Origin of the sequence: Capnocytophaga sp. CM59 (assembly GCF_000293175.1) — a bacterium.
GTDB lineage: Bacteria > Bacteroidota > Bacteroidia > Flavobacteriales > Flavobacteriaceae > Capnocytophaga > Capnocytophaga granulosa.
On sequence record NZ_ALNN01000049.1, the window covers coordinates 1 to 11,268 of the forward strand.

Annotated in this window: 8 protein-coding genes; 6 read left to right on the top strand and 2 right to left on the bottom strand. The window is 42.6% G+C overall.

The window, feature by feature from the left end; translation table 11 throughout:
• Nucleotides 1–428 (top strand): DDE-type integrase/transposase/recombinase (locus HMPREF1154_RS10180; RefSeq protein WP_157231273.1); only part of this gene is annotated, 428 nt, incomplete at its 5' end.
• A 257-nt stretch (nt 429–685) separates the two neighbouring features.
• On the opposite strand, the gene HMPREF1154_RS10185 is transcribed toward HMPREF1154_RS10180, so the two are convergent.
• On the bottom strand, nt 686–1,843 hold the full coding sequence (locus HMPREF1154_RS10185; RefSeq protein WP_009642514.1) for a 5-(carboxyamino)imidazole ribonucleotide synthase: 1,158 nt from the start codon (nt 1,841–1,843) through the stop codon (nt 686–688).
• A 236-nt stretch (nt 1,844–2,079) separates the two neighbouring features.
• Here HMPREF1154_RS10185 and HMPREF1154_RS10190 point away from each other — a divergent pair, with 236 nt between their 5' ends.
• The 3 genes from HMPREF1154_RS10190 (at nt 2,080) to HMPREF1154_RS10195 (ending at nt 4,740) form a co-directional block, all read left to right on the top strand.
• On the top strand, nt 2,080–2,976 hold the full coding sequence (locus HMPREF1154_RS10190; RefSeq protein ID WP_009642510.1) for a YitT family protein: 897 nt from the start codon (nt 2,080–2,082) through the stop codon (nt 2,974–2,976).
• Between the two features lie 54 nt (nt 2,977–3,030).
• Entirely contained in the window at nt 3,031–3,168 is a 138-nt protein-coding gene (locus HMPREF1154_RS13395) for a hypothetical protein (protein WP_009642509.1), read from the top strand.
• 438 nt (nt 3,169–3,606) lie between these two features.
• Complete coding sequence (locus tag HMPREF1154_RS10195) at nt 3,607–4,740, top strand: DUF2062 domain-containing protein (RefSeq protein WP_009642508.1); 1,134 nt, start codon at nt 3,607–3,609, stop codon at nt 4,738–4,740.
• Nucleotides 4,741–4,983: 243 nt separating this feature from the next.
• On the opposite strand, the gene HMPREF1154_RS10200 is transcribed toward HMPREF1154_RS10195, so the two are convergent.
• Nucleotides 4,984–5,520, bottom strand: coding sequence for a PAS domain-containing protein (locus HMPREF1154_RS10200; RefSeq protein ID WP_009642513.1), 537 nt, complete (start codon nt 5,518–5,520; stop codon nt 4,984–4,986).
• Between the two features lie 268 nt (nt 5,521–5,788).
• Here HMPREF1154_RS10200 and nhaD point away from each other — a divergent pair, with 268 nt between their 5' ends.
• A complete protein-coding gene (nhaD, locus tag HMPREF1154_RS10205) occupies nt 5,789–7,114 on the top strand; it encodes a sodium:proton antiporter NhaD (RefSeq protein WP_034567338.1) in 1,326 nt (441 codons plus the stop codon).
• 462 nt (nt 7,115–7,576) lie between these two features.
• Nucleotides 7,577–11,268 (top strand): hypothetical protein (locus HMPREF1154_RS10210; RefSeq protein WP_009642507.1); only part of this gene is annotated, 3,692 nt, incomplete at its 3' end.

Consider the following 11,268-nt stretch of genomic DNA (forward strand, 5'->3'; position numbering starts at 1 on the left):
GGTACTTATTTTTGGTAACAGACTTATTTTCAAGGAGAATAATGGGATATTCTCTAAGTAATAGTCTTTCTATAGAAGGAGGTATAAAAGCTTTGAAAAATGCCTTAAAGCATAGGAATAGAACTGTTCCTTTGATACATCATTCTGATAGAGGTATTCAGTATTGTTGTAAAGAATATGTCCAACTATTGCAGAAAGAAAAGATAGATATCAGTATGACAGAGAAGGATCATTGTTATGAAAATGCTTGTGCAGAGCGTGTAAATGGGATATTGAAAACTGAATTTCTCTTAGATAGGACATTTAATGATGAACAATTAGCCGAAAGAGCTGTTCGTTCAGCTATAGAGACTTATAACCAAGAGCGCCTACACTGGTCATTGGAGTTGAAAACACCAGATAGTATTTTCTTTAATCAAGTAGCATAAACATAATTATTATAGGCTATCAAAGATAAAAGTCATGCTTATATATGATTACAGAACTAAAGTTATTACTGAAGTTACATAATAAGTATGACTTGATAAAAAACGATGTTAAACAAATAACTAAAAGTGTCAACTAATTTTAGGACATGACACAATCTATTGCAACTATAAGGCTGATGACTAATGGGCTAATGGCAATTAACCCCTACTACTGATAACTAACCACTGACAACTAACCACTGACCACTTACCACTGCCTACTGACGGCTGATGACTTTAATAGTTTCTTTTACTGTCTGAGCCAGTGAGCGGGCTTGTTCTATATCGGGGTGGGTGATGGTGATATGTCCCATTTTGCGGAAAGGACGCGTTTGTCGTTTGCCGTAGATATGAGGGGTAACGCCAGGGAGGGAGAGGACGTCCTCTATATGCTCATAGATCACATCGCCTGCGTAGCCTTCGGCTCCGACGAGATTGACCATGACGCCAGCGACTTTGCTTTCGGTGCTGCCCAAAGGCAAATCTAAAATAGCTCTTAGGTGCTGCTCAAACTGAGAGGTATAGCTTGCCTCAATGGAGTAGTGGCCAGAGTTGTGCGGGCGAGGAGCAACCTCATTGACCCATATCTCTCCCCCTTTGGTAAGGAAGAGTTCTACGGCTAATAGGCCAATACTGCCAAAGGCTTCGGCTACTTGTAGAGCGATTTTTCTGGCTTGGCTGCTGATAGTCTCAGCAATACGAGCTGGGCAAAGCACATACTCCACTTGGTTGGCCTCAGGGTGAAACTCCATTTCTACCACGGGGTAGGTGACCACTTCCCCTTTGGGACTGCGGGCAACAATCACCGCGAGTTCCTTGTTTATTTCGGCACACTGCTCAGCTATACAAGGCCCTTCGGGGAGTGCATGGAGGTCTTGAAGATTGCGTACGATCTTCACTCCGTTCCCATCATAGCCAAAGCGGGTACTCTTCCACACAAAGGGGTACGTCCATTGGCCTTCGGCAACCGCAGCGGCCAAGAGGGTAGGGGAGTCGAAAGCCTCAAAGGGAGCGGTAGGAATCCCATGTGCCTTGTAGAAAGCCTTCTGGGCACCCTTGTCCTGAATGATTCGCAGGCTTGCAGGGGTAGGATACACCTTGACTCCCTCTTGTTCTAGGCGCTCAAGGGCATCTACATTGACATTTTCTATTTCAAAGGTAAGCAAATCGGCCTGCTTGCCGAACTGGTATACCGTGTCATAGTCCATCAGGTCACCCTGAAAGAAAGCATGACAGCCGAAGCGAGCAGGGGCTTCTGCGCTAGGATCAAGCACGATGGTGCGGATATCGTATTTGAGGGTTTCACTAAGGAGCATCTTTCCTAGTTGCCCCCCTCCGAGTATCCCTAAAGTAAAATCAGTAGAAAAATAGGACACTTTTTTAATTGTTAATTATTAATTGTTAATGAGTTGATTAACTGATTAGCAGATGAGTCAATTGGTCAATGAGCACATTGACAAAATGGCGCATTGATACATGGGTGCATTAGCTAATTAGATAGCGCAAAAATACGAATTATTTCCTAAATTTCCGATAGATTAAAATTTATGGGAAAACCTTTTTTTACCATAAAAAAAATCGTACTTTTGTGCCGCAAAAAAAGCAATAATATATGGACAAAAAGAACAATACCATTGAGTATTTGAAATCTTTCTACATCAAAGATTATCTCTACATGGCTTTTGCCATTGTTATCTATTCCATTGGGCTTACAGGTTTTATCATGCCTAATAAAGTAGTAACAGGAGGCTTGGCAGGAGCAGCTCTTTTGATCAAATATGCTACAGGCATAGATGCTTCTACTACTATATTAGTGGTAAATTTGACGCTCTTAGTACTTGCCTTCCGTTTTTTAGGCAAGACTTTTGTGATCAATACAGTCATAGGAGCAGGCTTGCTTACCTTGGGGGTGAAGATAGGGGAGACCTACCTGACCCCATACTTTACGGCGAATCCGCTGATACATGATACTTTTATCTCCATAGTCTTGGGAGGTATTTTGATGGGAACAGGTTTAGGAATGGTCTATTCAGTCAATGGAAGTACCGGAGGGGTAGATATTATTGGCTTTTTAGTAACCAAATATTTCAAGATACGCATCTCTCGTATTCTCTTGGTGGTGGATTTACTTGTTGTAACGTCCTCTATATTCGTACTTAAGGGCTACACTATAGAGAAAATGGTCTTAGGGATTATCCTTTTGCCTATTATGTATCAGACAGTGGATGTGGTAATGAATGGCGCCAAGCGAGCCATACAGGTTACCATACTCTCTAAGAAATATGAAGAGATCGCCACCCATATCAACACCGAACTCAAGCGCGGTTGTACCGTAGTGGATGGTGTGGGCTGGTACACTAAGAACCCTCAGAAGGTCATTATCGTCTTTGCACGCCGTGGAGAGGGTACCACTATTTTCCGCTTAGTCAATAGCATAGATCCAGAAGCCTTTGTAACTCGTACCAATGTAGAGGCAGTATATGGCAAAGGATTTGAAAAATTTAGCTAGATAGTAGTCAGACGTCAGTAACTAACAGCTAATCACTAACAAAACAACTATATTATGAATACAGCCACTTTACCACTAACAGACACGCATTTCCTTACAGATAAGCAAGGGAATAAGACCTATGCATTACTTCCTATAGAGGACTATAACGAATTGGTAGAGAAAGCCAATGCTTATGAGACATATGATTAATATACACTTCAGGCAATAGAGAGAGGCTTAAAGGATGCAGAAACAGGAAATTTTGTCTCCCATGAAGAAGTTATGGAGAGTGCAAGGAAGATATTGGAAAAATACATGGACTAATGGAAACAGAATATCTTGTTCTATGGACAACGGAGGCAAAGATACAATATAACGATATACTTCTTTTTTGGGCAGAAAACAATAATTCACCCAAATATGCTATAAGTTTGAATCGGTAAGTAGAAACAATCTTTAGATACATTGAGGAATTTTCCTAAAATAGGGACGATTTATTTGGAAGAGAAGAATATTCGTAGAATTGTTATATTGCGAAATTTCTCAATGTACTATAGAATCATAGAAGCCGAAAAAGAAGTCCAAATAATAACATTTGTAGATAATAGAAGTAATCCTAAAAAGTTAAAGTTTTAATAGCATTAATCATTGACTAACTACGCTGTACTTATTCCTACTTATAACAACGAAAAGACCCTTTCCAGAGTATTGGATGGGGTTCTTTCCTATACCCAAGAGGTAATTGTTGTCAATGATGGTTCCACTGATAGAACAGCCGAGATCCTTGCTCGTTATCCTCAAATAGAAGTCATTACCTTCACTCAGAACAAAGGCAAGGGCAAGGCCTTGCAAGAGGGCTTTCGTGTAGCAAGAACCAAGGGCTACCAGTATGTGCTGACGATAGATTCCGATGGGCAACACTTCCCAGAGGATATAGCTCATTTCCTTACTGCTATAGCTCAAGAACCTACCCTCACGCTCTTGGTGGGTAACCGCGATATGACTGTGGAGGGTGTCCCTAGAAAAAGTAGTTTTGGACATAAGTTTTCCAACTTTTGGTTTCACTTGGAGACAGGTGTGAGGCTCCCTGATACCCAGTCAGGTTACCGCTTATACCCGCTTGAGGGGATACCGAAGCGCTATTTTACAGGCAAGTTTGAGTTTGAGATAGAAGTACTTGTTAGAAGCAGTTGGCGTGGAGTGCCTATAAAGTCCGTGCCTATACGAGTGCTCTATGATCCACAAGAGCGGGTCTCTCACTTTCGGCCAGTGAGGGACTTTGTACGTATCAGTTTGCTCAACACAGTTTTGGTGCTTATTGCTCTTTTTTATATCAAGCCCCGTGATTTTCTGAGGAAGTTTCAAAAAAAAAGTTTTAGAGCGTTTCTTAAGGAAGATCTTTTAGAGACGAAACTCTCCGATAGCAAGAAAGCCTTTTCTATAGCTTTGGGTGTTTTTTTTGGTATTTCCCCCTTATGGGGCTTGCAAACGGCACTAACTATTACCTTTTCGGTACTATTGGGGCTGAATAAGTCCTTGGCCTTTTTGGCCTCCAACATCAGTATTCCGCCTATAATCCCAGTGATTGTATGGAGTTCGCTCAAGGTAGGGGGATTTTTTGTTGGCGGGGACTTGCTTCCCAAGGGTGAGATTACCCAAGAGTTTGTCAAGGCACACCTTATGCAGTACCTTATAGGCAGCTTTCTCTTGGCCGCATTTATGGCTAGTCTTTTAGGCGGCGCTACCTATTTGTTTTTGAAAAAGAAGAAAAACAGTGACTAATGACAAGTGACTAGTGACTAATGACTAGTGATGCGAATCAATAGTTAAAATACTATTTGCTAACTGTCTAAGGCGCAATAAATTGCGTCTCTACAAAGATGCTGGCTAAGACAATTCTTGATGAATGTAGTCTTTTGTAGAGACGCAATAAATTGCGTCTTAATGATTGTTCTTCTACTATTGATTCGCGTTAATGACTAGTGACCAATGACTATTCACTATTAATTATTCATTATTCACTTTTTACTTGAATTCAAGGATCGCGTTTTCTATAAAGTCAATATAGTCGTAGTAGCCGTTTTCTTTGAGGAAGTTGGCCAGATAAGCACCACTGGCTTCCATACCACCTACGGCTTCCACTTGTAGCATCTTGGCATAGAGGGGAGCGATGTATTTATCTATACTTTGTTTAGGAATAGAAGTACGACGCGCCAAGTAGCTTACGATTTTGCCTTGGGCATCCTTGATGATGTCAAAATCCGTTACCACCCAGTAGTATTCGCCTGATTTGGCTAAGTTCTTGGCCACTGCATGGAAGTTTATACCTTGTTGTATATTGTCCCAAAGTACCTTGAAAATGACACGAGGCATATCCGGATGGCGGATAATATTGTGTGGAGAACCAATAAGTTCTTCTTCACTATAGCCGCATACATCACAGAATACTTGATTGACGTAATCAATCACACCTGCCGCATCCGTACGACTCATAATCGTTTTGGACTTATCCCAATCGACTTCCTTGTCAATAGGAGTGGGGTATTTGAAATTTGGTATCATATGAGGAAATTAATTGTTTTGGTAAAATCCCTGCAAAGATACATTTTTTTTCAAAAATAAGGAAAAGAAAACCATATTATTTTTATGAACAAAGGTTGAGCTGTATGCTGACTGCTTGATTTTCATGTCTTTCCTCTTGTTTGCAGAGGGGAGAAGAAGCACCAAAAAAAGTTATCAACAAAAAGAGGAAAAAACTATGTGGAAAAATTCGTTTTTCTGATAAATTTTTTATAACTTGCACCCTCAAAAAAGTATAAAGAAAATTGCTATGGAATATCTTATTGTAGCGGTGTTTTTCATTGGTTATCTGTTTATTACAGTAGAACACCAGGTGAAAATTGACAAAACGATTTCAGCACTCGGTATGGCTGTTGTGTGCTGGACAATCCTCAAAGTGGCTGATTTGCCTATTTTTGAAATTGACAAGGGGCTAGTTCCCTTGGCAGAACATTACGAGGGGGGAAACCCTCAGGCTATTGATAGCCTCCTATTGTATCACTTAGGAAAGGTAGCTGAAATTCTTTTCTTCCTCATAGGAGCAATGACCATTGTTGAGATCATCGACATGCACCGAGGTTTTGAGATTATCAAAAAGATGATCAAGACCCGTAGAAAGAAAAAATTACTTTGGGTAATGGGGATTGTGGCATTTTTCCTATCATCATTGATAGATAACCTTACCACTATAATAATAATGATTACCATTTTGCGCAAGCTGGTACCTTTCCGCGAGGAACGTATATGGTATGCGTCACTTTTGATCATTGCGGCCAATGCAGGGGGGGCTTGGTCTCCTATAGGGGATGTAACTACCACTATGCTGTGGATGGCCAATAAGGTAACCGCTATGAGACTGATTGACTATGTGGTATTGCCTGCTGTATTTTGTTTCTTGGTGCCTTTTGCTATTGCGTCCTTTATGCCTATTTTCAAAGGGAAGTTGGACATGCCACAGATGGATAAGACCATGGCTTACAAGAGCAGTACTCCTATCTTGATCATTGGGGTATTAGGTATTATCTTTGTGCCTATATTTAAGTCTTTGTTCCACTTGCCTCCTTATTTGGGTATGTTGTTCTCCTTGGCTACTGTGTGGTTCTTTTCAGAGCTGCTCAAGCCTAATACAGAATTGGCAGAAGGGGACAAGCCTTCGTTCTCAGTACATAGTGCTTTAGGACGTATAGAACACTCCAGTATATTGTTTTTCCTAGGTATTCTCTTGGCTGTAGCCGCTTTGGAGGTAACAGGCGTTCTTTTCAACTTTGCAGGTACTCTTAGCCAAGTGGTTCCCAATGAGAATATAGTGGTGATGATTCTTGGTTTCGCTTCTGCGGTGATAGACAACGTACCGCTAGTGGCAGCTGCCATAGGTATGTTCCAAGAGCCATTGGATGCTGCTCTATGGCACTTTATTGCTTTCTCAGCAGGAACAGGGGGTAGCTTGCTCATCATAGGTTCAGCTGCGGGAGTAGCGGCTATGGGTATGGAAAAAATAGACTTTTTCTGGTATGTAAAGCATATCTCATGGCTAGCCCTTGTCGGCTTCTTAGCAGGTTGTGGCTCTTTGATAGCCGTAGAGACTTGGTTTAGATAGTGACTAGTGACCAGTGACTAATGACGCAAATCAATAGTCTTTCTACAGAAAACTATGCTCATTAGGGATTGTCTTATAGTCAAACAAAAATGGTTAGCGAAAAATTAGCGTGAGCAGGTGTAGGGATAAAGTCCGCGAAAGCGGAGTATGTGAGGCAATTTTCCCTTGAAAAAGAGCAAATTAAAATTAGCCGATTATTCTATAAATGATTGACTATAATAGTTGATTCTCATTAGTATAGATGCGAATCAATAGTTAAAAATATCTGTATCATCTAATTCGTTAAGACGCAATAAATTGCATCTCTACGGATGACTACGCTCATCAGGAGTTGTCTTAGCCAGCGTTAGGGTAGAGACGTGAGTTTATTGCTTCTTAGAAAGTTAGCAAATAATATTTTAACTATTGATTCGAATAATAGACAAATAACAATTATAAAGATTTTCCAATAAATATATTATTATGAAAAGATCGCTACTATATATAGGTTTTTTCTTGCTACCGCTCTTTGCGTTGGCACAGAGTCTTCCTGCCTATACCCTTACGGGGGAGAATACGGTATGTGGAGGAAATATAAAGGTAGATTGGTCAGCTGCGGTTACCGCAGGTATTCCTGTGTCGCTTTGGCATGTGGAACTCTATAATAGTGCAGGAGTCAAACAATCCCAAAAGGATTTTGACGCAGCAGGGAAGGCACAATTTGCCTTCCCTACAGGCACCTATAAGGTAAAGGTCATTAGAAAAGATGGTTCTAAGACCCACCCCACACAGGGCACCCAAACGATTACTTCCACCTATAGGAACTTTATCGTGGTAGAACCCTACGAACAGGCCGATGCTGAACGTGCCGTAGGGGAGTGTACCTCCGATGGGAAAATGACCTTTAAGATAAAAAATGGGGCTGGCCCCTTTGTCATTAAGCTCTATGAAGTAGGCCAAGCTACACCTGCGGCCACCTCTGCGCCTACCACTAAGTCAGGCAATGAAACTACCGTACAGATTACCACAGGCCTTAAGGCCAATACCAAGTACGAGATAGAGGTAACTGACCAGGTAGGTGGGGGTACTTGTGCTAAAACAGAAACCCGCAATGTCAGAAGCTTCACCACCAAGCCTGCTTCGGCCTCTTTCCTTAGAAGTGTTACCTTAGAGAGCTGTAAGCAGAAAGGGGTATTAAGGGGGTCTCGTGGAATGATTACAGTAGAGATCAACAACCCCAATGCCGTAGGCCCCTTTCAGGTAGAGGTACGCCGTAAGGATAATAACGAAGTGGTGGTATCCGCAAGTAATGCCGATGCCTCTTTCCCTAAGGGAGGTGCCACAGGTACTACCCAAAAGGAAATAGAACCCGATGCAGGCAAGCGCTTGGAAGTGGGTAAGGACTATGTCATTAAGGTAAAGGACGTAGGTGGGAATTGTGTGGCCGAACGTACCCAGACCAACCCGCTCCGCTTCTCAGCAGAGGCCGTACGACTTCACTTAGCACATACCTGTGCCGACTGTGGCGAATATGAGTTTGCGGTAGCACCTAAATTCCCAAATAGAGCAAGTAATCCCAATCAGGTAACCCGTGATAAGTTCTATACCTATAACCTTAAGGTTGAGGTAAAGCGTGGGGGGGTAATGCTCCCAGGCTTTCCAGAACAATTCACCAATACCGATGCCCTTCCACAATCCAGGGTAGATGCCCACGGGATCGTATATGGCAACAATGAGTTTAGGCTTAGTACGCTTTATGATGCGATGGTGCATAAGTCCGCCTATAAGGTAAAAGGAGGCGATGTGATTACTGTTACCTATGAGGACTGTGCCTTGGCCACCCCTATAGTGCTTACCCATACGGTTGTAGCGACGCCTTATAAGCCTTACACCGAGATAGGAGTACGCAAGAAAATAGGTGGAGGCAATTGTGATAGAGAGGTAGTGCTTACCACTACTTTCCAACATGGAGGAACGCCCTCTTATACTGATTTTTGTAATTTCACGGGAATGAAAGCCCGTGTAAAAACTTCCAATGTTTGGCAGGCAGCTACCACAGTAAGCGATGTGATGTATAAGTTCTACGATGAGTATGATGTCAATCGCCATAGGATGTATGTGCCTGTCTCTACAGTAACCAACAAATATCAGGTAGAATATGCTGATGCCTCTACGGCTCTCAACGCCACGGCGCCTACCGATTGCAAACACTATGTCTCCTCAGAGCTGACCCTAACTAAGCCTGACTTGATTGACAATGTAGGGGTACATGCCCTCTATGATGGCTATGGAGCAGTTCTACAATGGGAACATAGAGGAAAAAGGGTACAGCTATACGGTGTGAGAGATGTAGTAACCGATGCCAATCCCTTGGAGGTTACTATCCATCGCAAGGATGGCTTCCAAGGTGTTAAGACCTATACCGCCACTGGGCCTGAAGGCTTGGCAGGTACTTATCAGATAAAATTCCCAATAAAGGGTATCTATAAGGAAAACGATATACGTACTGGCTATATACTGATTATGGACGTACCGCCAGGAGAATATATCGTAAATATTAAGAATAATTGTGCTACCCGTAACCTCCCTCTTACCGTAGCGGAAACCCCTTCCCCTTATATACAGATAGATCCCTTGAAGGTAGAGGTAGAATGTAGTAAAAACGGACAAGCAGGAAGAGGAAAGCTTATCTATAGGGCAGTAGATGAGGTAGAGAATAATGTGCTGGGTTGGCTATATGTCTTTAGAGACCCAGGAGGATCACAACCACTTTACAAACGAGTTAATACAGGAAATTTGGTAAGACAATCAAGATATTCAGTTACCAAACTTTCATCGGATCCTTCCAAATATGAGAAAAAGGCAGAGATAGATAACTTGCCTGCGGGAGACTATATCCTAGGTATTCAGGCTGGAGGATCTCACCATTATACCGCAGTCTATAAGCCAGGGGACAAAGGCTATACTTATGGATTTAAACCTGATGAACAACAAGGGGTTGGTTTGATGTCTCATACTTATATATATATGCCCTTCACCGTGAAGGAGGTAACGGATGTAGTGCCACTTTCTGCGGTAGGTATGTGTGACCCCTCCAATCCTAATACGGGTATGATACGGGTAGAGATGCCTGCAGGGGCGGAACCTAAGTATCCAATCACTTATACCCTCTATAAGGTATCAGGAGGCACCAAGACTGTAGTTACTCAAGGAGGTAATGAGGTGAAGAAGGTAGTGACAGACAAGCCTACTAACATAGCGGATGCTAATGCGACTTTTAACAATATACCTAAGCTCACTGGCGGCGATACCTATGAGGTGAAGTTCGAGTCTGGTTGTTTTGATCGCTGGGTACCTATCCCTGATTTTGGTAGCTTGACCGCACCACAGGTACGCACACAAGCGGCAAGTGTCTGCTATGGTGTTCCTACTATCCTTAGTGTAGACATCTCAGAATCCCTTTATGATATACAGTGGAAGGCTGATCCAGCTAGTGCTTTAGATGGTATAGCAGCTGCTGACCTCAAGCATCCGTCCCTAACTATAGCCCCTAAGGAAGAGGCTGAGTATTGGGTTACTTATAAAATGAAAACAGGCCTAGGCTGTGGTACTCCTGTAGAGAAAAATACAGACAGAAAGCGCTTACCACTATTGGGTAAAAACTTCACCGACGCAGCGATAGGCGCGCTACCGGATGTATCGGAGACGATGCCAACGAATCAGTGTGCGGCCACGGCTACATGGACAGCGCCAACGATCACGGATACTGAGGGCTGTGGATACAGGCTTACGTGGGAGGTAACTAGGGCTGATGGCAGCAAATACACGCCTACGCCTGATACGGATGGCAACACGCCAGCGACGACCTATAATGGATTTCAGATAGGGGATAACTATGTAGAATACACAGTCAAGGGCAAGACAGATGGAGGTACAGTAGGCAAGAAGCGTTTTAAGGTAACGATTTTAGCGCCGCATGTAAATGTAAAGGTAGAGAGTGCATTTGTAGCAGCCTCTTCGTCTTCATCTCCAGCGATCACGACAGTTACTAAGGGTAGTACGATTTTCTATAAGGTAACATTAACGAACCAGACCACCCAGGCCTTGGGAGGAGGCACGGTAAGGATCACCTTGCCAGATAACACCAATGGCAACTATGAACTTCCTGCGGTTAC